26 protein-coding genes are annotated in these 23,501 nt (G+C 63.3%); 18 read left to right on the forward strand and 8 right to left on the reverse strand.

Annotation, left to right across the window (positions count from 1 at the left end):
- Positions 1 to 205: 205 nt before the first annotated feature.
- The 4 genes from sucD to mdh form a co-directional block, all read right to left on the reverse strand.
- The gene (sucD, locus tag AC5STI_RS18105) at positions 206 to 1,090 is read right to left on the reverse strand and encodes a succinate--CoA ligase subunit alpha (RefSeq protein WP_027235115.1); all 885 of its coding nucleotides are present in this window, start codon (positions 1,088 to 1,090) and stop codon (positions 206 to 208) included.
- A gap of 13 nt (positions 1,091 to 1,103) precedes the next feature.
- Complete coding sequence (locus AC5STI_RS18110; RefSeq protein ID WP_495447642.1) at positions 1,104 to 1,931, reverse strand: glycosyltransferase family 25 protein; 828 nt, start codon at positions 1,929 to 1,931, stop codon at positions 1,104 to 1,106.
- Positions 1,932 to 1,943: 12 nt separating this feature from the next.
- The gene (gene sucC / locus AC5STI_RS18115; protein ID WP_495447643.1) at positions 1,944 to 3,137 is read right to left on the reverse strand and encodes an ADP-forming succinate--CoA ligase subunit beta; all 1,194 of its coding nucleotides are present in this window, start codon (positions 3,135 to 3,137) and stop codon (positions 1,944 to 1,946) included.
- Between the two features lie 302 nt (positions 3,138 to 3,439).
- Positions 3,440 to 4,402: a malate dehydrogenase gene (gene mdh, locus AC5STI_RS18120; protein ID WP_259968620.1), complete on the reverse strand. Its 963-nt coding sequence runs from the start codon at positions 4,400 to 4,402 to the stop codon at positions 3,440 to 3,442.
- Between the two features lie 158 nt (positions 4,403 to 4,560).
- Between mdh and AC5STI_RS18125 the strand changes: the two genes are divergently transcribed.
- Positions 4,561 to 5,316, forward strand: coding sequence for a sulfite exporter TauE/SafE family protein (locus tag AC5STI_RS18125; RefSeq protein ID WP_475050215.1), 756 nt, complete (start codon positions 4,561 to 4,563; stop codon positions 5,314 to 5,316).
- A gap of 77 nt (positions 5,317 to 5,393) precedes the next feature.
- Here AC5STI_RS18125 and AC5STI_RS18130 read toward each other — a convergent pair whose 3' ends face one another.
- The gene (locus AC5STI_RS18130; RefSeq protein ID WP_495447644.1) at positions 5,394 to 5,708 is read right to left on the reverse strand and encodes a hypothetical protein; all 315 of its coding nucleotides are present in this window, start codon (positions 5,706 to 5,708) and stop codon (positions 5,394 to 5,396) included.
- Between the two features lie 350 nt (positions 5,709 to 6,058).
- On the opposite strand from AC5STI_RS18130, the gene AC5STI_RS18135 reads away from it, so the two are divergent.
- From AC5STI_RS18135 to AC5STI_RS18205, 15 genes are all read left to right on the forward strand, one after another.
- A complete protein-coding gene (locus tag AC5STI_RS18135) occupies positions 6,059 to 6,913 on the forward strand; it encodes an HpcH/HpaI aldolase/citrate lyase family protein (RefSeq protein WP_490398712.1) in 855 nt (284 codons plus the stop codon).
- A gap of 34 nt (positions 6,914 to 6,947) precedes the next feature.
- Positions 6,948 to 7,496 carry an NnrU family protein gene (locus AC5STI_RS18140; protein WP_495447645.1) on the forward strand — a complete coding sequence of 183 codons (549 nt, stop codon included), beginning with the start codon at positions 6,948 to 6,950 and terminating at the stop codon, positions 7,494 to 7,496.
- A 22-nt stretch (positions 7,497 to 7,518) separates the two neighbouring features.
- Positions 7,519 to 7,722 (forward strand): DUF1737 domain-containing protein, encoded by a 204-nt coding sequence (locus tag AC5STI_RS18145; RefSeq protein WP_019297062.1) that lies wholly within the window; start codon positions 7,519 to 7,521, stop codon positions 7,720 to 7,722.
- Positions 7,722 to 8,753: a MaoC family dehydratase gene (locus AC5STI_RS18150; protein ID WP_495447646.1), complete on the forward strand. Its 1,032-nt coding sequence runs from the start codon at positions 7,722 to 7,724 to the stop codon at positions 8,751 to 8,753. Before AC5STI_RS18145 ends, AC5STI_RS18150 begins: the two co-directional genes overlap by 1 nt.
- Before the next feature lie 127 nt (positions 8,754 to 8,880).
- Positions 8,881 to 9,582, forward strand: coding sequence for a DUF1194 domain-containing protein (locus AC5STI_RS18155; protein WP_495447647.1), 702 nt, complete (start codon positions 8,881 to 8,883; stop codon positions 9,580 to 9,582).
- 194 nt (positions 9,583 to 9,776) lie between these two features.
- Positions 9,777 to 10,160, forward strand: coding sequence for a succinate dehydrogenase, cytochrome b556 subunit (gene sdhC, locus AC5STI_RS18160; protein WP_174146112.1), 384 nt, complete (start codon positions 9,777 to 9,779; stop codon positions 10,158 to 10,160).
- Between the two features lie 16 nt (positions 10,161 to 10,176).
- On the forward strand, positions 10,177 to 10,548 hold the full coding sequence (gene sdhD, locus AC5STI_RS18165) for a succinate dehydrogenase, hydrophobic membrane anchor protein (protein WP_495447648.1): 372 nt from the start codon (positions 10,177 to 10,179) through the stop codon (positions 10,546 to 10,548).
- Positions 10,549 to 10,567: 19 nt separating this feature from the next.
- A complete protein-coding gene (gene sdhA / locus AC5STI_RS18170) occupies positions 10,568 to 12,373 on the forward strand; it encodes a succinate dehydrogenase flavoprotein subunit (RefSeq protein ID WP_495447649.1) in 1,806 nt (601 codons plus the stop codon).
- 11 nt (positions 12,374 to 12,384) lie between these two features.
- The gene (locus AC5STI_RS18175; protein WP_421053361.1) at positions 12,385 to 13,164 is read left to right on the forward strand and encodes a succinate dehydrogenase iron-sulfur subunit; all 780 of its coding nucleotides are present in this window, start codon (positions 12,385 to 12,387) and stop codon (positions 13,162 to 13,164) included.
- Positions 13,165 to 13,278: 114 nt separating this feature from the next.
- The gene (locus AC5STI_RS18180; RefSeq protein WP_495447650.1) at positions 13,279 to 13,548 is read left to right on the forward strand and encodes a hypothetical protein; all 270 of its coding nucleotides are present in this window, start codon (positions 13,279 to 13,281) and stop codon (positions 13,546 to 13,548) included.
- Positions 13,549 to 13,593: 45 nt separating this feature from the next.
- Complete coding sequence (locus AC5STI_RS18185) at positions 13,594 to 14,304, forward strand: ZIP family metal transporter (protein ID WP_495447651.1); 711 nt, start codon at positions 13,594 to 13,596, stop codon at positions 14,302 to 14,304.
- A gap of 104 nt (positions 14,305 to 14,408) precedes the next feature.
- Complete coding sequence (locus AC5STI_RS18190; protein ID WP_495447652.1) at positions 14,409 to 14,594, forward strand: hypothetical protein; 186 nt, start codon at positions 14,409 to 14,411, stop codon at positions 14,592 to 14,594.
- Positions 14,595 to 14,647: 53 nt separating this feature from the next.
- A complete protein-coding gene (locus AC5STI_RS18195) occupies positions 14,648 to 14,845 on the forward strand; it encodes a hypothetical protein (RefSeq protein WP_495447653.1) in 198 nt (65 codons plus the stop codon).
- Positions 14,846 to 15,177: 332 nt separating this feature from the next.
- Positions 15,178 to 16,347, forward strand: a complete 1,170-nt coding sequence (locus AC5STI_RS18200; protein WP_490398703.1) for a type III PLP-dependent enzyme — start codon at positions 15,178 to 15,180, stop codon at positions 16,345 to 16,347.
- A gap of 102 nt (positions 16,348 to 16,449) precedes the next feature.
- On the forward strand, positions 16,450 to 17,307 hold the full coding sequence (locus tag AC5STI_RS18205) for an urea carboxylase-associated family protein (RefSeq protein WP_495447654.1): 858 nt from the start codon (positions 16,450 to 16,452) through the stop codon (positions 17,305 to 17,307).
- Between the two features lie 205 nt (positions 17,308 to 17,512).
- On the opposite strand, the gene deoD is transcribed toward AC5STI_RS18205, so the two are convergent.
- The 3 genes from deoD to AC5STI_RS18220 all read right to left on the reverse strand — a co-directional run bounded on the left by deoD (position 17,513) and on the right by AC5STI_RS18220 (position 20,641).
- Entirely contained in the window at positions 17,513 to 18,217 is a 705-nt protein-coding gene (gene deoD, locus AC5STI_RS18210; protein WP_495447655.1) for a purine-nucleoside phosphorylase, read from the reverse strand.
- Positions 18,218 to 18,235: 18 nt separating this feature from the next.
- On the reverse strand, positions 18,236 to 18,553 hold the full coding sequence (locus tag AC5STI_RS18215; protein WP_475050250.1) for an H-NS histone family protein: 318 nt from the start codon (positions 18,551 to 18,553) through the stop codon (positions 18,236 to 18,238).
- Between the two features lie 120 nt (positions 18,554 to 18,673).
- Complete coding sequence (locus AC5STI_RS18220; protein WP_495447656.1) at positions 18,674 to 20,641, reverse strand: methylmalonyl-CoA mutase family protein; 1,968 nt, start codon at positions 20,639 to 20,641, stop codon at positions 18,674 to 18,676.
- 211 nt (positions 20,642 to 20,852) lie between these two features.
- On the opposite strand from AC5STI_RS18220, the gene AC5STI_RS18225 reads away from it, so the two are divergent.
- Together AC5STI_RS18225 and AC5STI_RS18230 are read left to right on the forward strand one after the other, a co-directional pair.
- The gene (locus tag AC5STI_RS18225) at positions 20,853 to 21,944 is read left to right on the forward strand and encodes an acyltransferase family protein (protein ID WP_495447657.1); all 1,092 of its coding nucleotides are present in this window, start codon (positions 20,853 to 20,855) and stop codon (positions 21,942 to 21,944) included.
- 48 nt (positions 21,945 to 21,992) lie between these two features.
- Positions 21,993 to 23,423, forward strand: coding sequence for a 1-acyl-sn-glycerol-3-phosphate acyltransferase (locus tag AC5STI_RS18230; RefSeq protein ID WP_495447658.1), 1,431 nt, complete (start codon positions 21,993 to 21,995; stop codon positions 23,421 to 23,423).
- Positions 23,424 to 23,501: the final 78 nt, after the last annotated feature.

Genomic DNA, 23,501 nt, shown 5'->3' on the forward strand with positions numbered 1-23,501 from the left:
TTCTGGCCTTAGGCCACTCCCGGCAGGGTGGTGCGCAGGAGTTTCAATTGGATGAATGTGCCGCAGAACCTTGCGGCCAATCCGGTGGGGCGCACCGGATTGGCGGCGAGGTCCTTAATTATATGTGCTGCCCTGGCAGGAGGGGATGCCCGGCGGAGGCCGCCGGGCATTGTCCGCTTTGTGGTATGCAAAGCGGAAAGAGGCATTACTTGCCGATCGCTTTCAGAACCGCTTCGCCAAGGCCGGCCGGGCTTTCGGCGACCACGATGCCTGCGGATTTCATCGCTTCGATCTTGTCCTCGGCGCCGCCCTTGCCGCCGGCGACGATCGCGCCCGCGTGGCCCATGCGGCGGCCCGGAGGGGCGGTGCGCCCGGCGATGAAGCCTGCAACCGGCTTCTTGCGGCCCTTCTTGGCTTCATCGGCCAGGAACTGCGCGGCTTCTTCTTCGGCAGAGCCGCCGATTTCGCCGATCATGATGATGCTCTCGGTCTCGTCATCGGCCAGGAACCATTCCAGCACGTCGATATGTTCGGTGCCCTTGATCGGGTCGCCGCCGATGCCCACGCAGGTGGACTGGCCCAGGCCAACGTCGGTTGTCTGTTTCACGGCCTCGTAGGTCAGGGTGCCGGAGCGCGATACAACCCCGACGGTGCCGCGCTTGTGGATGTGGCCGGGCATGATGCCGATCTTGCAGGCGTCGGGCGTAATCACGCCGGGGCAGTTGGGGCCGATCAGCACCGACTTGGAGTTCTCCAGCGCGCGCTTCACCTTCATCATGTCGAGAACCGGGATGCCCTCGGTGATCGCCACGATCACTTCCATTTCGGCGTCGATCGCTTCCAGGATCGAATCCGCGGCGAACGGCGGCGGCACGTAGATGACGGAGGCGTTGGCCTCGGTCTTGGCCTTGGCTTCATGCACGGAGTTGAAGACCGGCAGGTTCAGGTGGGTCTGGCCGCCTTTGCCGGGGGTCACGCCGCCGACCATCTTGGTGCCGTAGGCGATGGCCTGTTCGGAGTGGAAAGTGCCCTGCGAGCCGGTGAAGCCCTGACAGATGACCTTGGTGTTTTCGTCGATGAGGACTGCCATGTTTTTGGTTCCTTCAAGCGGTATGTGTGTGTTGGGTCTGCGGGGTGGCCAGAGAACGGCCGTCGAAGCGGATTTTTTCGAGAGTGGCCCGCCCCAAGACCACACTGGGAAGTATTCGGAAGCCACCGCGGAACTCGTAAATCCCGCGCCGGAATTTCTGGCGGACCAGCGGCCAGCCCTTGGGCCGGTGGCGCGCCGGGCCGATGGCGTGCTCGTCCGGGGCCTCGTTGCCCTGCTCGGCGAGCGCCGGCTGGACCTGATAAACCTTGATGCCGCGCGCAGGCAGCGAGGCGTCAAAGTTGAACAGAAGGTTGTCCAGCGTGATTTCGAACGGGCGGCTGTCCAGCAGGTGCTGCGCCGCCCGGCGGGAGATCACATAGGCCGCACCGCCTGCGTGGCGGGACAGCAGCTGGCGCACCTCGCGGCCCAGATGGGTGAAGCCGTCCTTGCCAAGCGCCACCTGCAGCTTGCGGCTGCGCCAGCGCTCGAACTTGACGATGCCGGCATCCTGCGGCCACCAGGAGAGATCCGCCAGCCAGGCGCCGGTATCGGGCGACAGGAAGACGTCATCCTCCAGGATCAGCGCCACATCGGCGTCTGACGCCAGGAACGCCTCCCAGGCCTTGGCATGGCTCAGGGTGCAGGCCATATCCTTGGTCTGGAAGTAGCCCCAGTTGCCCTCAGGCCGGCACTGCTGCAGCATCTCTTCGCGGCTGACTTGGGTGCTGTCCACCGCGTCAATGCGCACAGCCGAGAGCCCGGCCCGATCCAGCTCGCGCTGCATCAGCTCCGCCCGGCCCGTGGCCTGCTGCAAGCCTATGAGGTAGACAGCCGCCTTCACCGGATCTGGCCCTTAGCCCTTAACCGCCTTCACGATCTTCTCGGCGCCGTCCTTGAGGTCGTCGGCGGCGATCACGTCGAGGCCGGAGGTGTTGATGATCTCCTTGCCTTTCTCGACGTTGGTGCCTTCAAGGCGGACCACCAGCGGTACCTTCAGGCCGACTTCCTTGACCGCGGCAACCACGCCCTCGGCGATCACATCGCAACGCATGATGCCGCCGAAGATGTTGACCAGGATGCCTTTGACGTTTTCGTCGGAGGTGATGATCTTGAACGCTTCGGTCACCTTTTCCTTGGTGGCGCCGCCGCCCACGTCGAGGAAGTTGGCAGGCTCGGCACCATACAGCTTGATGATGTCCATGGTCGCCATCGCCAGGCCCGCGCCGTTCACCATGCAGCCGATCTCACCGTCCAGCGCGATGTAGTTCAGGTCGTACTTGGAGGCTTCCAGCTCTTTCGGGTCTTCTTCGGTGGTGTCGCGCAGCTCGGCTACGTCGGAATGGCGGTAGACCGCGTTGCCGTCAAAGCCGACCTTGGCGTCCAGCACCTTGAGGTTGCCGTCGTCGCTGACGATCAGCGGGTTGATCTCCAGCATCTCCATGTCCTTCTCGACGAAGGCTTTGTAGAGCTGGCCCATCAGCTTGACGCACTGCTTGACCTGCTGGCCTTCGAGACCCAGCGAGAACGCGATGCGGCGGCCGTGGTAGGCCTGGTAGCCGGTGGCCGGGTCAACGGAGAAGGACAGGATCTTTTCCGGGGTGGCGGCGGCCACTTCCTCGATGTCCATGCCGCCCTCGGTGGAGCAGACAAAGGAGATGCGCGAGGTCTGGCGGTCGACCAGCAGCGCCAAGTACAGTTCCCGCTCGATGCCGGAGCCGGCCTCGATGTAGATGCGGTTCACCTGCTTGCCCGCCGGGCCGGTCTGATGCGTGACCAGGGTGCGGCCCAGCATCTTCTTGGCTTCTTCGGCAGCTTCTTCCACCGATTTGGTCAGGCGCACGCCGCCTTTTTCGCCGGCATCGGCTTCCTTGAAGGAGCCCTTGCCGCGGCCGCCTGCGTGGATCTGTGCCTTCACGACCCACAGGGGGCCGTCGAGCTCACCGGCGGCGGTTTTGGCTTCTTCGGCCCGCAGCACCACGCGTCCGTCGGACACCGGTGCGCCGTAGCTGCGAAGAAGGGCTTTGGCCTGATATTCGTGGATGTTCATCTGAAACTGTCCCGTCTGGCTGCAATTGTCTGCTGTTCAATAGGCCGTGTTAAAGCCAAGTGTTAAAGGCTTATTTGACGGGAGACGGGGAAATGGTGAAGATTTTCAGGTTTTGTGATCACAGGTTTTGAGGGTGTGATCACAATTTACCGGAGGCTTAACGGCGGTGATTCGAGCCGTGGCCGGAAGGCCGCCGCCGCCGCATCATAGGCCAAAAGCGTCAGCCGCCGGACCGGGACGCTGCGGCAAAAGAAAAGGGCCCGCCAGATGCGGGCCCTTTGAGCTGTCGCTCGATGCTATGCTTAGGCCAGGGAGCTGTCGATGCCCTTGCAGGCCTCGACCAGGCCTTTCACCGCGTTGACCGAGTTGTCGAACATGGTCTGCTCTTCTTCGGTCAGCTGGATGTCGACGATCTTCTCGATGCCGCCGGCGCCGATCACGGTGGGCACGCCCACATACATGTCGCTGACGCCGATCTCACCTGTGCAATAGGCGGCGCAGGGCAGCACGCGCTTCTGGTCCTTCAGGTAGGCTTCGGCCATTTCGATCGCCGAGGTCGCCGGCGCATAGAAGGCGGAGCCGGTTTTCAGCAGGCCGACGATTTCCGCGCCGCCGTCACGGGTGCGCTGCACGATGGCGTCGAGCTTGTCTTGGGTGGTCCAGCCCATCTTGACCAGGTCGGGCAGCGGGATGCCGGCCACGGTGGAGTAGCGCACCGACGGCACCATGGTGTCGCCGTGGCCGCCCAGCACAAATGCGGTGACGTCTTTCATGGAGACGCCGAATTCCTCGGCCAGGAAGTGGCGGAAGCGGGCGGAGTCCAGCACGCCGGCCATGCCGCAAACCTTGTTGTGGGGCAGGCCGGAGAACTCGCGCAGGGCCCAGACCATCGCGTCCAGCGGGTTGGTGATGCAGATCACGAAAGCGTCCGGCGCGTGGTCGCGGATGCCTTCACCCACGGATTTCATCACCTTGAGGTTGATGCCCAGCAGGTCGTCGCGGCTCATGCCCGGCTTGCGCGGCACGCCGGCGGTCACGATGCAGACGTCGGCGCCTGCGATGTCCTCATAGGACTGAGTGCCCTTCAGCGAGGCATCGAAGCCCTCGGACGGACCGGATTCCGCGATGTCCAGCGCTTTGCCTTCGGGGGTGCCTTCGGCGATGTCGAAAAGAACAACGTCGCCCAGTTCCTTGAGGGCTGCGAGGTGCGCGAGGGTGCCGCCGATCTGACCTGCGCCGATGAGGGCGATTTTGGGTCGTGCCATTGGTAAATGTCTCCGGTCCGGTTGAAATTTCCTGATGCCTACGGCGTAAACCCGGGCCGTGCAAGGGTTCTGCGCTGCGGCATAGGGTGCGGTATACTTGCGTATGCCGAGGTGATACCGCTAAACGGTCTTTAATTCAGGGCTTTCAGGGGCGGGCTATGGCGGCATTTGATGCGATGTTTTTCGTTTTTGCCATTCCTGCGGTCGTTTTTGCGGGCGTCTCCAAGGGCGGTTTCGGTTCCGGCGCAGCCTTTGCTTCGGCGGCGATTCTGGCGCTGGTGCTGGAGCCGGGAATGGCGCTGGCGCTGATGTTGCCGCTGTTGATGCTGATCGACGTGGCCACGCTGAAACCCTATTGGGGGCGCTGGAATCTGGGGGCTGCGCTGCTGCTGATCGCGGGCGGGCTGCCGGGGGTGGCGCTGGGGGCGTGGCTTTACACCTCGGTGGATGCCGATGCGATGCGGGTGCTGATCGGCGCGGTGGCGGTGGGGTTCGTGCTGTGGCAGCTGCGCGCCCGGCTTGGGCTGCGGGCCGTGGCGGCGCGGCCGCTTTCGCGCCTTGCAGGTCTCGCTGCCGGGCTGGCAGTGGGGTTTACCAGTTTTGTCAGCCATGCCGGCGGGCCGCCGGCGGCGGTCTATCTCCTCAGCCTGAGGTTACGGAAGACTGAGTATCAGGCGAGCACGGTACTGATTTTCTGGGCGATCAACATTGCCAAGGCGGTGCCCTATGCCGCGCTGGGGCTGTTCACACGTGAAACGCTGATGCTGGATCTGATGCTGGCGCCCTTTGCGCTGCTCGGGGCCTGGCTGGGGGTGAAGATGCATCACAGCATCCCGGAGCGCTGGTTCTTTGCGCTGACCTATGTGCTGCTGATGGTGACCGGCAGCAAGCTGATCTGGGACGGGCTGGCCTGAAGCCCCCTTCAGGCGCAGCCCGCCGTGGCGTCCCCGGCCACTGTAACCGCGGCCTGGAAACCTGCCTCAATAACTGCTCAGACGTCGCTGTCTGCTTTTGGCAGTGCTTCTGCGAGCACTTCATAAGACTGGCCGGAGGCCACCAGGCAGGTCATGCCGTTGGGAGTGGTCACGGTAATGGTCCAGCTGCCGGTTTCGTCCGACGCAAAGGTTTCCATCACCATGCCTTGCTGGCCCATGCCGATGCTTTGGCGGCTTTCGCCGTATTTCTCGGCCAGGCGTTTCACCACCGCATCGCGGGGGGCGCAATTGCGGCTTTGCGCGGCGACGGGGGCCGTGGCCAGAGTGACGGCGGCCAGGACGGCCGGCAGTGCAAATTTTGTCCTTTTCATCTCGTTTTACCCTTTCCGGAACGGCCGGACAGGGCAGGGTGCCGGACGGCAGCCCCCGTATCCCTGAGCGGGCCGGTGTGTGACGCAATTCGTGTCGCAGGCCCCATGCCTGCGGGCAGCAGGGGCGGCCCTGATTGGGCGGCGGAGATCCTGTGCCGTGGTACCCTCAACTTTGCCTGTCAGGTGCTGATAAGTGGTTAACCCTGAGGGCGCCGGAAAAGCACGCGTGTTATCAGAGGCTTGCTGCAATTGCGGGGAAAGTTACGCTGCGCTGCGGCGGAATTGTACTTGAAAGTATACAATCGAATCTGTACCGCTTTACGCAATAAAATAACTTTTGGAGAGCTTGCATGGACCCGCGCGCGCGCCCTTACCGTTCGGTTTTGTATATTCCCGGTTCCAAGCCGCGCGCGCTGGAGAAGGCCAAGACCCTGCCGGTGGATGCTGTGATCTTTGACCTGGAAGACGCGGTGTCGGTGGATGAAAAGCCCAATGCCCGCGCAACCTTGGCGCAAGCGCTGGAGGCGGGCGGCTTTGGCGCGCGGATGAAGATCGTGCGGATCAACGGGCTGGACACCGAATGGGGCCGCGAGGACGCCATCGCGGCGGCCAAAATGGATTGCGACGCGATTCTGCTGCCCAAGGTGAACGCGCCGGAAGATCTGGACGCGCTGGCAGAGATCACTGGCGACATCCCGCTGTGGGCGATGATGGAGACCCCCCGCGGCATGCTGAATGCCGCCGCCATCGCGGCGCACCCCAAACTGCAGGGCATGGTAATGGGCACCAATGACCTCGCCAAGGAGCTGCAGACCCGCTACCGCCCCGACCGGATGCCGATGATGGCAGGGCTGGGCCTTTGCCTGCTGGCGGCCAAGGCCGAGGGGCTGGTGATCGTCGATGGTGTTTACAACGCCTTCAAGGATGCCGAAGGGCTGGCCGCGGAATGCGCGCAGGGCCGCGACATGGGCTTTGACGGCAAGACCCTGATCCACCCGGCGCAGGTGGAGGTGGCCAATGCCGCCTTTGCCCCGACCGAACGCGAGATCGACACCTCCCGCCGCCAGATTGCCGCATTCGACGAGGCGCAGGCCGCAGGGCAGGGTGTTGCCGTGGTCGATGGCAAGATAGTCGAGAACCTGCATGTGGCGACCGCGCGCGAGATCCTGGCAAAAGCGGATGCAATCGCCGCGCTTTCCGCATAGGTGTTAACAAGCTTAACATCTAAGAGGGGCTGATATGGCGCTTTTGATCCTGGGACTTCTGCTGTGGTGGGGCGGCCACCTGTTCAAACGGCTGGCGCCGGATATGCGCGCCTCTATGGGCAATGCCGGGCGCGGCGTAGTGGCGCTGGTGCTGGTTGCCGGTATTGTGCTGATGGTGCTGGGCTACCGCGGCATGGAATTCATCCATGTGTGGGCGCCGCCGTCCTTCATGGTGCATATCAACAACCTGCTGGTGCTGATCGCCATCTGGATGATGAGCCCGGCGCCCAAGAAAGGCGCGCTGCTGAATGGCATGCGGCATCCGATGCTGGCAGGATTCAAGCTGTGGGCGGTGGCGCATTTGCTGGTCAATGGCGATCTTGCCTCGATCATCCTGTTCGGCGGGCTGCTGGCCTGGGCGGTGGCTGAGGTCATCGTGATCAACCGGTCCGAGCCGGACTGGCAGCCGGGGCCCAAGGGCACGCTCGCCAAGGACGGGATGTTTTTCCTGGCCTCGATTGTGCTGCTGGCGGTGATTGGCTACGTCCACGGGCTGATCGGGCCGTCGCCGTTTCCGGGATAGGCCCTGAGCAGGAGAGGAAGCCATGAAACTGTACCGATTTTTGTCCGAAGACGACACCTCTGCCTTTTGCCACAAGGTGACCGATGCGCTGAACAAGGGCTGGGAGCTGCACGGCAGCCCGACCCAGGCCTTTGATCCCGTCAAGGGGATCATGCGCTGCGGCCAGGCGGTGGTGAAAGAGGTGGACGGAACCTACACCCCTGAGACCAAACTGGGAGAACACTGATGGCCAAGACCAATCCGGGCCGGTTTTTCGAAGACTATACCGTCGGCGAAGTGATCCGCCATGCAGTGCCCCGCACTGTATCGGGCGGTGAGCGGGCGCTGTACCATGCGCTCTATCCGGCGCGCCATGCGCTGTATTCTTCGGATGAATTTGCCCGGGCCTCTGGTCTGCCCTCGGCACCGCTGGATGACCTGGCGGCCTTCCACGTGGTGTTCGGCAAGACGGTGCCGGACATCTCTTTGAACGCGCTGGCGAACCTCGGCTATGCCGAGGGGCGCTGGCTGCTGCCGGTCTATCCCGGTGACACGCTGCGCTCTGAGTCCGAGGTGATCGGGCTCAAGCAGAACTCCAACGGCAAGTCGGGCGTGGTCTATGTGCGTACCCGCGGGCTGAACCAGCGCGATGAATGCGTGATGGAATACGTGCGCTGGGTGATGGTGCGCAAACGCGACCTGGAGGCTCCGGCGCCGGAGACGGTGATCCCAGAGCTGAACAAGGTGATCCCGGCGGAGCAGCTGGTGGTCCCGGCCGGGCTGGATTTCACGAACTACGATTTCACCCTGGCCGGCGAGCCGCACCGCTGGGGCGATTACGAGGCGGGCGAGACCATCGACCATGTGGACGGCGTCACCATCGAGGAAGCCGAGCACATGATGGCGACGCGCCTGTGGCAGAACACCGCCAAGGTGCATTTCGACACGACGGCGCGCCCCGATGGCACCCGGCTGATTTACGGCGGCCATGTAATCTCGATGGCGCGCACGCTGAGCTTCAACGGGCTGGCCAACGCGCAGATGATCGTGGGCCTGAATGGCGGCGCGCATGCCAATCCCTGCCTGTCGGGCACCACTGTGCGGGCCTGGTCGGAGGTGCTGGACAAGGCCGATACAGACGCGCCGGGGGTCGGCGCGATCCGGTTGCGGCTGGTGGCGACCAAGGGCGGTGCGCCTTTCGAGTTGAAGGGCGAAGACGGCAAGTACCTGCCGGATGTGCTGCTGGATCTCGACTACTGGGCCTTGATGCCGAAGTAACCGGGCAGGGGGCTTTGCCCCCTCGCAGGCTGCGCCTGCTCACCCCCAGGATATTTTCAGCCAGATGAACAGGGGGGCTGGCAGAAATGTGATGACCCTTGGTGCAATTGCCGCTTAAGCTGGCGGCATGCGGGTTTTGCAGCTTCTGGTTTTCTCCATGCTCTCCCTCTGGCCGCTGCGCACGGCGGCCTGCGATCTCGCATTGGTGCTGGCGGTGGATGTCTCCGGTTCCGTTGATGCCGAAGAATACCGCATTCAAATGGATGGTTTGGCGGCGGGGCTGCGCGACGGGGTGGTCTCTGAGGCGCTGGTCAAAGCGCGTGCCCAGGTTCTGCTGCTGCAGTGGTCGGGCGAGTCGCGCCAGGAGGTGACGCTGCCTTGGGCGCAGGTGCGCAGCTTTGCCGAAGTAGAAGCGCTGGCGCGGCGGATCGAACAGGCGCCGCGGCCCTGGCGCAATTACTCCACCGCGGTCGGCGAGGCGCTGTTTCTGGCGGTGGAGCAGTTCGCCGCTGTGCCGGAGTGCACGCGCAAGGTGATCGACATTTCCGGCGACGGGTTCTCCAACGAAGGGGTCGAGCCGCGCGAGGCGCATGGCGCGCTGTCGGCGCTGGGGGTGACTGTGAACGCCATCGCCATCGAGCAGAGCGAGCCGGACCTGACCGCCTATTTCTTTGAGAACGTGATCCGCGGCGAGGGGGCGTTTGTGGTCACCGCTGCCAGCTTTGCCGACTACCCGTCACGCATCCGCAAGAAGCTGGTGCGGGAGGTGGCGCGGCAGACGGCAGCGGCCCGGCAGCAGGGCGGCAAGACCGTAGCGGCTTTGCAGTGATTTGCAGAAGGGGCTGTGATTCTGCAAAAGATTTCCAATGTGGCGTTTTGTGATCACTAAATATTTGCTGTGATCACAACACGTGACGTTTTAGCGCCAACAGCACGGAAACCTGCTGTTTTTAACCGTTCGGTCGGGTGACACGCCGTAAAAATCGGCTAAAACGTCGTCAGCCAACCTGAAAAGGAGCCAACATGGCCGATGTCAATCGGGGCAACCGCCCGCTTTCGCCGCATTTGCAGGTCTACCGCCCGCAGCTGACCTCCGTGACGTCGATCCTTACGCGGATCACAGGCAACGCGCTGATCGTCTCGGCGCTGCTGATCGCCTGGTGGTTCCTGGCGGCCGCAACCTCGCCCGAATATTTCGCCACTGCCAACGGCCTGCTGACCAGCTGGTTCGGCGATCTGGTGATGACCCTGTCGGTGCTGGGCCTGTGGTATCACACGCTGGCCGGCATCCGTCACCTGATCTGGGACAACGGCTATATGCTGGATCTGGAGCAGGCCGAGAAACTGGGCTGGATTGTCGTGATCGGCTCGGCGGTTCTGACCGTACTCACCATTATCATCGTCTAAGCTGGGGACACACGCGATGCGATATCTGACTGACCGCAAACGCGCCGTTGGCATGGGCGCTGCAAAATCCGGAACCAGCCACCACTGGTCGATGCAGGTGAGCTCCATCGCTCTGCTGATCCTGGTGCCGCTGTTTGTTTTCACCTTTGGTCCGGCGCTGGGCGGCTCCTATGAGGAGATCACTGCCTATTACTCCCGCCCGTTCCCGGCACTGGTGGCCGTGCTGACCATCTGGGTTGGCATGATGCACTTCAAATCCGGCGCCCAGATCATGATCGAGGACTATGTCCACGGCTTTAAAGGCCGCCTGGCGATCATCCTGGTCAAATGCCTGTCCTATGCCGTCGCCGCGACCAGCGCCTACGCGCTGATCCGCTTGGCCCTGTAACTCCCCGAGGTCTTTTTCAATGGCTGCTTACGAATACGAAACACATGAATATGACGTGGTCGTGGTTGGCGCCGGCGGGGCTGGCCTCCGCGCGACGCTGGGCATGGCGGAACAGGGCCTGCGCACGGCCTGCGTGACCAAGGTGTTCCCGACCCGCTCCCACACTGTGGCGGCGCAGGGCGGCATTGCCGCGTCCCTGGGCAACATGGGCCCGGACAGCTGGCAGTGGCACATGTATGACACCGTTAAGGGCTCCGACTGGCTGGGCGACACCGACGCCATGGAATACCTGGCGCGTGAGGCGCCCAAGGCGGTCTACGAGCTGGAGCATTACGGCGTGCCGTTCTCGCGCACCGAGGAAGGCAAGATCTATCAGCGCCCGTTCGGCGGCCACACCACCGAGTTTGGCGAAGGCCCCGCGGTGCAGCGCACCTGTGCGGCGGCTGACCGGACCGGCCACGCGATCCTGCACACGCTTTATGGCCAGTCGCTCAAGAACAATGCGGAATTCTATATCGAGTATTTCGCCATCGACCTGATCATGTCCGACGACGGGCAGTGCCAGGGCGTTGTCTGCTGGAAGCTCGACGACGGCACTATGCATGTCTTCAACGCCAAGATGGTGGTGCTGGCGACCGGCGGTTACGGCCGCGCCTATTTCTCCGCTACCTCGGCGCATACCTGCACCGGCGACGGTGGCGGTATGGTAGCGCGCGCAGGCCTGGCGCTGCAGGACATGGAGTTCGTGCAGTTCCACCCGACCGGCATCTACGGCTCCGGCTGCCTGATCACCGAGGGTGCGCGGGGCGAGGGCGGCTACCTGACCAACTCCGAAGGCGAACGCTTCATGGAGCGCTATGCGCCCCAGTACAAGGATCTGGCGCCGCGCGACTATGTCTCGCGCTCCATGACCATGGAGATCCGCGAGGGCCGCGGCGTGGGCGCCGAGGGCGACCATATCCACCTGAACCTCTCCCACCTGCCGGCCGAAGCGCTGGCGGAGCGGCTGCCGGGCATCTCGGAAAGCGCCAAGATCTTTGCCGGCGTGGATGTGACCAAGGAGCCGATCCCGGTTCTGCCGACCGTGCATTACAACATGGGCGGCATTCCGACCAACTACTGGGGCGAGGTGCTGAACCCGACCGCGGACGATCCGACCGCTGTGGTGCCGGGCCTGATGGCCGTGGGCGAGGCCGGCTGCGCCTCGGTGCATGGCGCCAACCGCCTTGGCTCCAACTCGCTGATTGACCTTGTGGTCTTTGGCCGTGCCTCCGCCATTCGCGCGGGCAAGGTTGTGGACGCCGATGCGGCAAACCCGGTGCTGAACCAGGCCTCCGTCGACAAAGCGTTCGACCGCTTCGACAACCTGCGCAACGCCAATGGCGGCATCCCGACCGCGGACCTGCGGCTGGAGATGCAGAAGTGCATGCAGGCGGACGCAGCGGTGTTCCGCACCTCCAAGACCATGGCGGAAGGCGTCGAGAAGATGACCGCGATTGCGGCCAAGCTGGATGACCTGAAGGTGACCGACCGCTCGCTGGTCTGGAACTCCGACCTGATGGAAACGCTGGAGCTGACCAACCTGATGCCGAACGCGCTGGCCACCATCGTGGGCGCCGAGGCGCGCAAGGAAAGCCGCGGCGCGCATGCGCATGAGGACTTCACCGATCGCGACGACGAGAACTGGCGTGTCCACACCGTCTCCCGCGTGGAGGGCAACAAGGTTGATCTGTCCTACCGCCCGGTGGTGGTCGACCCGCTGACCACTGAAGATGAAGGCGGCATCAGCCTCAAGAAAATCGCGCCCAAGGCGCGGACGTTCTAAGGAGACAGACAATGGTTCAATTCAGCCTCCCGAAGAACTCCAAGATCACCACCGGCAAGACATGGCCCAAGCCGGAGGGCGCCAGCAATGTGCGCAAATTCAAGATCTATCGCTGGAACCCGGATGACGGAAAAAACCCGCAGGTCGACACCTATTTCGTCGATATGGACAGCTGCGGCCCGATGGTTCTGGACGCGCTGATCAAGATCAAGAACGAGATCGACCCGACCCTGACCTTCCGCCGCTCCTGCCGCGAAGGGATCTGCGGTTCCTGCGCGATGAACATCGACGGCATCAACACGCTGGCCTGTATCTACGGCATGGATGAGATCAAGGGCGATGTGGCGATCTATCCGCTGCCGCATATGCCGGTGGTTAAGGACCTGATCCCGGACCTGACGCATTTCTATGCTCAGCATGCCTCGATCATGCCGTGGCTGGAGACCAAGACCAACCGCCCCGCGAAGGAGTGGAAGCAGTCCATCGAGGACCGCAAGAAGCTGGACGGGCTTTATGAGTGCGTGATGTGCGCCAGCTGCTCGACCTCCTGCCCGAGCTACTGGTGGAACGGCGACCGTTACCTGGGGCCGGCGGCCCTTCTGCATGCCTACCGCTGGATCATCGACAGCCGCGACGAGGCAACGGGCGAGCGTCTGGACCAGCTGGAAGATCCGTTCAAGCTCTACCGCTGCCACACCATCATGAACTGCGCCAAGACCTGCCCCAAGGGCCTGAACCCGGCCAAGGCGATTGCGCATATCAAGAAGATGATGGTCGAACGCACCGTTTGATTTCCAGAAGGGCTGATCCGCAAGGTTCCGCCGCACCGGAATCATGAAAATTGCATGGCCCCCGGTTTCCTGCGAAACCGGGGGTGTGTTTTTGGCAGGCATTGGATTACGGGCATGAAACTTTTCGTGTGTTCCCTGGGCACGCTGACCTTTCTGGCAGGCTGCATGACGGCAACGGATCACGACCGCATTGGCGCCCAATTGGCAGCGACCGATGCCAAGATCCCCGGCTGTATCGCAGAGGCTAGCATCACCGGGCAATACCGGGTGCGCACGGAGTTTCTTGGCCATGGGGCAGGGGCGACAGTGCTGCGAACGGTGCAGCCGGGGGTTAACGTGACCGAGGCGCAGGCGGCACAGGCGACGTCCTGCATCAATACCTGACGCGAAGCGGTTGAGCAGCAGCGGCTGCCACCCTAAGGTGCCGGAATGCAACCGCATTTCTATGCAATTCTTCTGGCTGGCCTTGCCGGCCTTTCGATGCCGCTGGGCGGGTTTCTTGCCTGGTGCGAGCATATCCGCAACCCGACGCTGCGGGACGAGGTGCTGCACGCTATCGCGGCCTTTGGCGGCGGCGCGCTCACTTCGGCGGTCGCGCTGGTGCTGGTGCCGGAGGGGGCTCAAGCTTTGCCAGCCGTGCTGGCTGTGCTGCTGTTTGCGGCGGGCGGCGGCGTATTCTATCTGGCCGATACCGTGCTGCAAAAACGCGGCGGCAGCGGCGCGCTTTTACTGGCGATGCTGCTGGACTATGTGCCCGAGGCGATGGCGCTGGGGGCGATGCTGGTGGCGGATGCCGCCACCGCCTGGCTGCTGGCGCTGATGATCTTTCTGCAAAACCTGCCGGAGGGCTTTGCCGCCTTCCGCGAGGTCTGGAGCGGTGACAGCCCGGCCTGGCACGTGCTGCTGGCCTTTGTGGGGCTGGCGGCGCTGGGGCCGGTCTGCGCGCTGGCGGGGCTGGTCTGGCTGGCAGAGGCCCACGAGGTGCTGGGGGGCATCATGGTTTTTGCGGCGGGCGGCATCCTCTACCTGCTGTTTCAGGACATCGCCCCCAAAGCGCATTCGAACCGCAGCAGCGTGCCGGCACTGGGCGCGGTTGCAGGCTTTGCGCTGGGGCTGGCGGGGCATTTGCTGACGGTTTGATACCCCTCTGGATTGCTGCAATGCAGCAACTGCATGCCGCCTTTGCAAAATGGGTGGCTGCATCTGAGACAGCCAGCGGGTAGTCTGGGTCGCAAGGGAGGATCGTGCCAGACTATGGAGGCAACCCGATGAACCCGATGAACTTGCAGCAGGACCCGAAAGACAAGGCCCGTCAGGCCGCTCTGGAGGCTTTGGAGCAGGCGTTTGCTTATTACACCCCGGAACCGCTGCCTGCGGGGGTGGAAGCAGAGGCTGTGGACGGCGTGGTCGAGTATTACCAGGCAGCCTGATGGGCGCGCGGCAATCCGGTTGAGCCGGGGGCAGCTGCGGCGTAGACAGGGGTATGCCTGTTTTGCTGCTTCTTCTTCTGGCGGGTGTGTTCGCCTATTTCCTGTGGCGCCGCCATTCCACCAGCCTGACCCGCAACTGCCGCTGGCGCCAGCAGCGCGCCCAGGGCCAGTGGCGCTGCAGCTATTGCGGCGCCGCGGAACCGGGGGATGCCGCCCCGCGCATCTGCCGCGATCCGCGGCGCAAGACTTAACGGTGCACTCCCGCGCCCGCAGGCGCCCCGGCTGCGCCGGAACGCCTTCCGTGCGGCCTTGGGCCCGGCACCGCGCCGGGGCGCGGTGCCGGGCCCAACTGCGAGACGCCTTTCCAAAGGCGCCGCAGCAGGCGGGAGCCTTTCGCTCCGCGCATGGCAGATCCGCAAAAAATAATGCTTGAAAGACTCACCTCTTTGCCCGATATGGGCGGGCAAGACGCCAACGCACGCGCCTCTGTCGAAAGGGGTTACTCCCCTAAGGTTACGTAGCGACGGTAACGTCTCTGACTGAACTGAGCGGTCATATATGGCCGGGTCTTTTGGAGATGACCATGAACGTACACGTAGCCGGGCAGACCGCCCGCGATTCCGTATCTGTATCCCGTCACCTGCAGCACATTGCGCAAAGCCGCTTTGACCGGCCGACTCTGGTCATCGACAGCCAGGCGGTGGCCCGTCAGTACCAGGCGCTGGACCGCGGTCTGGGCCGGGCGCGCATCCACTATGCCGTCAAGGCCAACCCGGCGCCGGAAGTGCTGGAAACCCTGGTCCGTCTGGGCTCCAACTTCGATGCCGCCAGCCGCGCCGAGATCGAGATGTGCCTGGCGGCCGGCGCACGGGCTGAGCAGATCACCTTCGGCAACACCATCAAACGGCCCTCCGATATTGCCTTTGCCCATGGCATCGGCATCACCCATTTTGCCGCCGACGCACAGGAAGAGCTTGAAAAGCTGGCGGAATTCGCGCCGGGCGCGCATGTCTGCCTGCGGGTGATCGTCGAGGCGTCGGGCGCCGACTGGCCGCTCAGCCGCAAGTTCGGCTCCTCGGCTTCGATGGCGCTGAGCCTGATGGATGCCGCCGCCGCACTGGGCCTCACCGTGCACGGCCTGTCGTTCCACGTCGGCTCGCAAACCCGCGACCCGCTGATGTGGGCGCCGGTGCTGGATCAGGTGGCAGAGGTTTGGAATGCTGGCCGCGCTGCTGGACACGACCTTAAGCTGGTGAACATCGGCGGCGGCTTCCCGGCCTCCTATAAAACCGAGGTGATGGGCGCCGAGGACTATGCCCGCGCGGTGATGGAGCAGGTGAACGCGCGCTTCCCCGATGCTGCCGAAGTGATGGCAGAGCCAGGCCGCGGCCTGGTGGCCGAAGCCGGCGCGATCGCGGCGGAGGTGCTGCTGGTGTCCCGTAAGCATGCCGATGACATGTTCCGCTGGGTCTATCTGGACATTGGCAAGTTCTCCGGCCTGGCCGAGACCATGGACGAGGCGATCCGCTACCAGATCAGCACCAGCCGCGACCATGAGCCGACCGGCCCCTGCGTGCTGGCAGGCCCGTCCTGCGACAGCGCTGATGTGCTGTATGAAAAGCAGCTGGTGCAGCTGCCGCTGGGCCTGAAGGCAGGCGACCGCGTGGTGATCCATTCCTGCGGCGCCTACACCTCGACCTACGCCTCGGTCGGCTTCAACGGCTTCCCGCCGCTGGACGTGGTGGTGATCTGACCTCCGCCTTCCGGCGCTTGTGATCTTTACCGGCCGCCGCAGGGCTTGAAACCCTGCGGCGTTGCCGTCTTGATAGGGCAAACGCACAAGAAGGTTTGCCCCATGACGATCCCCCCCGAAGCCCCCGCCGACGCAGACGCCCGCCGCGCGGTCAAGCCGGTGATCTGCTACCCCAACGACACTCTGCCGGTTCCGGATCTGCCGCTGTACCGGCAAGCGCGGCAGGGGGCCGTGAAAACCGGCGAGGTTCTGGTGCAGCCCCGTGATGCCGCCTGTTTCGAGGTGCCTGCCGGGCATTTCTTCCGGATCACTTCGGTGGAGGGGCCGCAGGTGGGCGATTTGAATCTGTGGAACAAGGCAGACCTCAGCGAGCGGTTCTATTCCGGCAAAACCCGCGCCCTGCACGGCACCCACATCACCACGGGCGAGCGGATGTGGACCAGCTTTCCGCACATGCGCCCGATGGCGACCATCACCGAGGACACGCTGGGCTGGTACGGCATCGACCAGTACGGCGGCTCGGTGCATGATGTGATCGGCACCCGCTGCGATCCCTACACCGGCAACCTTCTGGCAGGCAGCCAGTATCATCACTGCTGCCATTCCAACCTGACCCGGGCGCTGGCGGCTCATCTGGGGGTGCCGCTGACAGAAGCGGAGCCGCACGTGCATGATGTGCTCAATGTCTTCATGTGCACCGGCTTCACCCGTGAAACGGGCCAGTACTTCATGAAGGCCAGCCCGGTCCGGCCCGGCGATTATCTGGAGTTCTTTGCCGAGATCGGCCTGCTGGGCGCGCTCAGCGCCTGCCCGGGCGGGGATTGCTCTGCGGAACATTCCAGCGATACGGCGGCCTGCTATCCGCTGCTGGTCGAAATCTTTGCCCCGGCCAAAGGGGCCCTTGGGGATTGGAAAAGCCCGCAGCGCAATGGTTATGACCGCAGCCACGGCCTTGGCTGAGCGGGCAATAATGGTTGGATTTCCGGCCAGAGGACAAAATTGGCGCAATATCTTCATGGAAGCAGTCAGGCCAATTAATTGGCCCGACCGCAAACACCATTAGGCCTGTGTCTTCCACGTGCAGAAAATGAAGCAAGACCTTTCAGGCAGCAAAAAAGGGCAGGGCGAAAGCCGCTGCCCTTACTAATTATCAAAATGAAAACTTTCAGCCGAATGCGGCTTCCAGCGCAATTTCCACCATATCGCCAAAGCTGCGCTCGCGCTGATCGGAGGGCAGCGCTTCGCCGGTGCCCAGATGATCGGACACGGTCAGCACGGCCAGCGCGCGGCAGCCGTGCCGGGCTGCCAGCGTGTAAAGCTCTGCCGCTTCCATCTCCACGCCAAGAATGCCGTGGCGCACCATCTGCTCGTTCAGGTCGGGGCGTTCGTCATAGAACACATCCGAGGAGTAGATGCCGCCGATATGAGTATCTGCACCGCGCTTGGCAGCTTCCTGGGCCGCCGCCTGCAACAAATTCCAATCGGCGCAGGGGGCAAAGTTCAGCTCCCGGAAGATGCCGCTGGAAGGGCTGTTGAGGGTGGTGGCAGTCATCGCCAGGATCACATCCCGGACCTTGACCTTGTCCTGCATACCGCCGCAAGAGCCGATGCGGATCAGCGTCTTGGCGCCAAATTCGCGGATCAGCTCATTGGCATAGATCGACAGCGAGGGCATCCCCATGCCGCTGCCCTGGATGCTCACCCGGTGCCCGTTCCAGGTGCCGGTGTAACCCAGCATGCCGCGCACCTCGTTGACCAGCTTGGCGTTCTCGAGAAAGGTTTCAGCCGCCCATTTGGCCCGGTAGGGGTCGCCGGGCATCAGAACGGTTTCCGCGATATCGCCTTTGGCGGCGCCGATGTGAATGGTCATCGCTCAGCTCCAGCCAGATCAGATTTCCAGATCGGAAATATCCTTGCCGGCGGTCAGCGCGGCATGCACCCAATGCGGTTTGCGGCCGCGTCCGGTCCAGGTTTCTTCCGGGTTCTCCGGGTTGCGGTATTTCGGAGCGGCCTTGTTTTTCTTTGCGCCTTGGCGCGACGCGGCGGCGATTTCATCCAGCGAGAAACCGTATTTCGCGGCGGCCTCCTCGGCGGCTTTCAGGGCTTCTTGGCGTTCACGCAGTTCTGCTTCCTGCAGTGCTTTTTCAACATCGCTTTGAAGCTGCAGAAGCTCTTTTCTGCTCATTGCCGAAAGGTCGAAGGTCATTCTGAACTCCATATAAAAAATGACATACCGGAAAAACCGGTATGTCATTCTTTATGGACTGAGTACCAGACGCGTTTCAGCATCTTTTTTAACGGTATGCAGAAAATTGCCGGTAAAAAGTCAATTCACTGCAATTTCCGGTGGCTTTGCCAGGTCGACAATGTCGCTCATAATTGAATTGAGCTCGAAATCCTTGGGAGTATAGACGCGAGCGACGCCCATGGACTTCAGCTTTTGCGCGTCCTCGTCAGGGATGATGCCGCCGACAATCACGGGAATATGGCCAAGCCCGGCGTCGCGCATCCGGGTCATCATTTCTTCGACCAGCGGCAGGTGGCTGCCAGACAGGATCGACAGGCCGACCACATGGGCGTCGTCCTTTTGCGCGGCCTCCACCAGTTCGGCAGGGGTCATGCGGATGCCGTCATAGGTGATGTCCATGCCGCAATCGCGGGCGCGGAAGGCGATCTGCTCAGCGCCGTTGGAATGGCCGTCCAGGCCCGGTTTCCCGACAACAAACTTGATCCGGCGGCCCAGCACGTCGCTGACGGCATTCACTGCATCGCGCAGGTCGTCCAGCCCTTCGGTCTTGTTTGACACCGAGGCCGACACGCCGGTCGGGCCGCGGTAGGTGCCATAGACCTTGCGCATTTCCTCGGCCCATTCGCCGGTGGTGACACCTGCCTTGGCGGCGGCGATCGACGGCTCCATGACGTTGGCGCCGCTTTGCGCCGCGGCGCGCAGGGCTGCCAGCGCCGATTGCACCGCGTCATTGTCGCGTTCGCCGCGCCAGGCGTTCAGCCGTTCGATCTGCTCCTGCTCCACCGCCGGGTCGACCACCATGATGCCGCCGTCCTCGGTTTGCAGCGGCGAAGGCTCGCCCTCGGTCCACTTGTTGACGCCCACCACGACGGTCTCGTTCTTCTCGATGCGGTTCAGGCGCTCGGCGTTGGAGTCGACCAGACGGCCCTTCATGTATTCAATGGAGGCGACGGCGCCGCCCATTGATTCCAGGTTTGCCAATTCCGCGCGGGCGCCTTCCTTCAGCTCCTCCACCTTGGCATCGACCGCCGGGTTGCCGTCGAACAGGTCGCCGTATTCCAGCAGGTCTGTTTCATAGGCAAGGATCTGCTGCATCCGCATCGACCACTGCTGGTCCCAGGGGCGGGGCAGGCCAAGCGCCTCGTTCCAGGCGGGCAGCTGCACCGCGCGAGCGCGGGCTTTCTTGGACAGAGTCACCGCCAGCATCTCGATCAGGATACGGTAGACGTTGTTTTCCGGCTGCTGCTCTGTCAGGCCCAGCGAGTTCACCTGCACACCGTAGCGGAAGCGGCGGAACTTGGGGTCCTCAACGCCATAGCGGTCGCGGCAGATCTCGTCCCACAGATCGACGAAGGCGCGCATTTTGCACATCTCGGTCACAAACCGGATGCCTGCATTCACGAAGAAGGAGATGCGGCCGACCATCGCCGGGAAATCCTCCGGGGCGATGCGCGGCTTCAGCTCATCCAGCACCGCCTGGGCGGTCGCCAAGGCAAAGGCCAGCTCTTGCTCCGGTGTCGCGCCGGCCTCCTGCAAGTGGTAGGAACACACGTTCATCGGGTTCCACTTGGGCACGTTGGTGTAGCAGTATTCGGCCACATCGGCGATCATCTTGAGGCTGGGTTTGGGCGGGCACACATAAGTGCCGCGGCTCAGGTACTCCTTGATCAGATCGTTCTGAACGGTGCCTTGCAGCTTGGACACATCTGCGCCCTGTTCCTCCGCCACCGCGATGTACAGCGCCAGCAGCCAGGGGGCGGTGGCGTTGATGGTCATCGAGGTATTCATCTGCTCCAGCGGGATCTGGTCGAACAGGCTTCGCATGTCGCCCAGGTGACAGACAGGCACGCCCACCTTGCCCACTTCGCCGCGCGCCAGCACGTGGTCGCTGTCATAGCCGGTCTGTGTCGGCAGGTCGAAGGCGACCGAAAGGCCGGTCTGGCCTTTTGCCAGGTTGGCGCGGTAAAGCGCGTTGGACGCCTTGGCCGTGGAGTGGCCGGCGTAGGTGCGGATCAGCCAGGGGCGGTCTTTTTGCATCTGCGGCATGTCGGGCCTCGCGAGTCAGTGTGTAGGTAATTTTATTTCGTCACGCTGATGTAAACTGCAATTTTCAACCCATGTCAATTCGCTGCGTTGCGGCATTCGCAGTGTTGCCGACCGGGTGCGCAGCTATTGGGCAGCCGGTGGGTAAGGTTGAGATGTTGCAAGAGGCGGGTTAGGGTTCTTGGATTAATCTACCTCAAAGAAGAGTGTCCTTTTGAAAAACACTTTGATCGGGCGGCGCATTCCTGAAATTGACGGGTTGCGCGGCGCCGCGGTGCTGGCGGTTGTGCTGTACCACTACTTTCAGGCTTATTCTCAGCACTACCCTTATGGCGACGGGCTGTTTCCCTTGGCCAAATATGGCGACCTTGGGGTCGAGCTGTTTTTCGTGATTTCCGGCTTCGTCATCAGCCTGTCCCTGGCGCATCAGACCGGCCCCATGCGTTTTGCGGTGAAGCGCGTGGCGCGGCTTTGGCCGGCAATGGCGGTTTGTTCCGTCATCACGTTTGCATTCGTGCACATCGCCGACAGCAGTTTCAGCCGGGAGGTGCAGGGCGGGCTGAGCGGCTTTGTGGCCTCCTGGACCTTTACATCGCAGCGCTTCTGGCACAGCGCCTTTGGCTTTGATGGCTATGTTGATGTCGTCTACTGGACCCTCGCCATCGAGATCCGCTTTTACCTGGTGGCGGCGGCCATCTTCTGGCTGGTTCCGGCCGGCCGCTTTGCCACGGCGGCCCCTTTGGTGCTTTTACTGATGCAATTTCTCGCCGCAGTCGCTCAGTCTGCGGTGCCGGGGCTGGTGCCGCAGGTGCTGATCGAAGGATTATTTCTCGCTTATGCGCACCTGTTCGCGGCGGGCATAACCTTTGCCGCGGTCTATGCCGGTGCCCGCAGCAAGCGGGAAGCGGCGCTTCTGTTCTGGAGTTTTGCGGTCGCTTTCGTCCGTGCTGAAGACAGCTGGGAGGTTGTCTTCCTGGCCCTAATCTATTTGGCGGTTGCTGCCTGTGCCTTGCGCCTGCGGGCGGCCAGTCTGCTGGCGTGGCGGCCGCTGGCGGGGCTGGGGCTGGTCAGCTACCCGGTTTATCTGCTGCACAATTACATCGGCGTGACCCTGCTGTCTCTGCTGCCCGCGGGGCTGGCGGGGGAGGCCTATGTGTTTGCCGCAGCCCTCGTCCTGGGCGGTATAGTTGTCCTGTCGATGGCCGTGTTCCGGCTGGTTGAGCTGCCTGCCCAAGCAGCCGTCCGCTCCCTGCTTGCACGCAGCTCCGAGCGCGGCAAGGATGTGCAGCCTGCGGCGGGGGGCTGAGGCCGCAAAGGCTTGTAAACCGGGCAGGTTTGGGCAAGGCTTTGCGGGATGACGCAAACCGTGGAACTGCCGCTGTGGCTCTTTGTGCTGATCGTCGGCTTTGCCGCGGTGACCTTTGCGTCGCATTTCCTGTTCCCTTCGGTACGGTGGTTCTTCCGGCGGCGGCTGGAGCGCGCCGTGGCGCGCCTGAATCAGCGGCTTGAACGCCCGATTGAGCCGTTCAAGCTGACCCGCCGTTATGACATGATCCAGCGGCTGATCCACGACCCGCAGGTGGCACAAGCTGCGGCGGACCACGCGGCGGCGGAAGGCATCCCGGAAAATGTGGCCTCTGAGCAGGTGCGCCGCTATGCGCGCGAGATCGTGCCGGGCTTCTCGGCCTTTGCCTACTTCAGCTTTGCCATCCGCGCGGCCCGGTTCCTGTCCAACGCGGTATACCGGGTGCGGCTGGGCCATCAGGACGAGGAAGCGCTGCGCGCCATCGACCCCAAGTCCACCGTGGTTTTCGTGATGAACCACCGCTCCAACATGGACTACGTGCTGGTCACCTATCTGGCCGCGGAACGCTCTGCGCTGTCTTATGCGGTGGGGGAATGGGCGCGGGTCTGGCCGCTCAGCCGCCTGATCCGGGCGATGGGCGCCTATTTCATCCGCCGCCGCTCGCGCAATGATCTCTACCGCAAGGTGCTGGCCGCCTATGTGCGGCTGGCCACCCGCGGCGGCTCCACCCAGGCGATGTTCCCCGAAGGCGGCCTTAGCCTGGACGGAGCCCTTGCGGCGCCCAGGCTGGGGCTCTTGAAGTACATCGTCGAGGGCTATGATCCGGACGGGCGCGATGTGGTCTTTGTGCCGGTGGCGCTGAATTATGACCGGGTGCTGGAGGACAGGATTTTGACGTCTGCCGCCAAGGCGGGTGAGCGCCGGTTCCGCGCCCGCATCGGGCTGGTGGCGCTGCGGCTGCTGCGGCAGCTGTGGTTATGGATGACCGGGCGCTATCACCGTTCCGGTTATGCCGGGGTCAATTTCGGCAGGCCGCTCAGCCTGGCCGGGTTCGGTGCCGGGCGGGACGGGGACATCACCAAGCCGCTGGCGCGCGAGCTGATGGAGCGCATCAGCGCCATTGTCCCGGTGCTGCCGGTGCCGCTGATCGCCGCCATCCTGCAGCGGTACGGCCCGCTCAGCCGCGCCGCCATCGAACACCGGATGGACAGGCTGATTGCCGAGATGCCGCTGGCGCATGTCCACATGCCGCGGGACAACCTGGGCTATGCCGCTGAGACCGGCCTGCGGCAACTCCTGCGGCGCGGGCTGGTGACCGAGGCCAATGGCCAGTTTTCCCCGGTGGAGGATCGCCGCGACATACTGGCGTTTTATGCCAATTCGATCCGCCACCTGCTGCCCGGGGACGGCGCGGAGTCGAACGGAAAACGTGGTTTTTCTGCACCCGCTAAGGGAAATGCTGCATCCGCAGGGTCATAAAATTACTCAGATACGCCAAAAGAGGTTGCAATATTACTCTGCCAATCCTATCCCTCAGATAACCGCTGCGATTCTGCA

Source organism: Leisingera sp. CC-HEC096 (assembly GCF_059429235.1).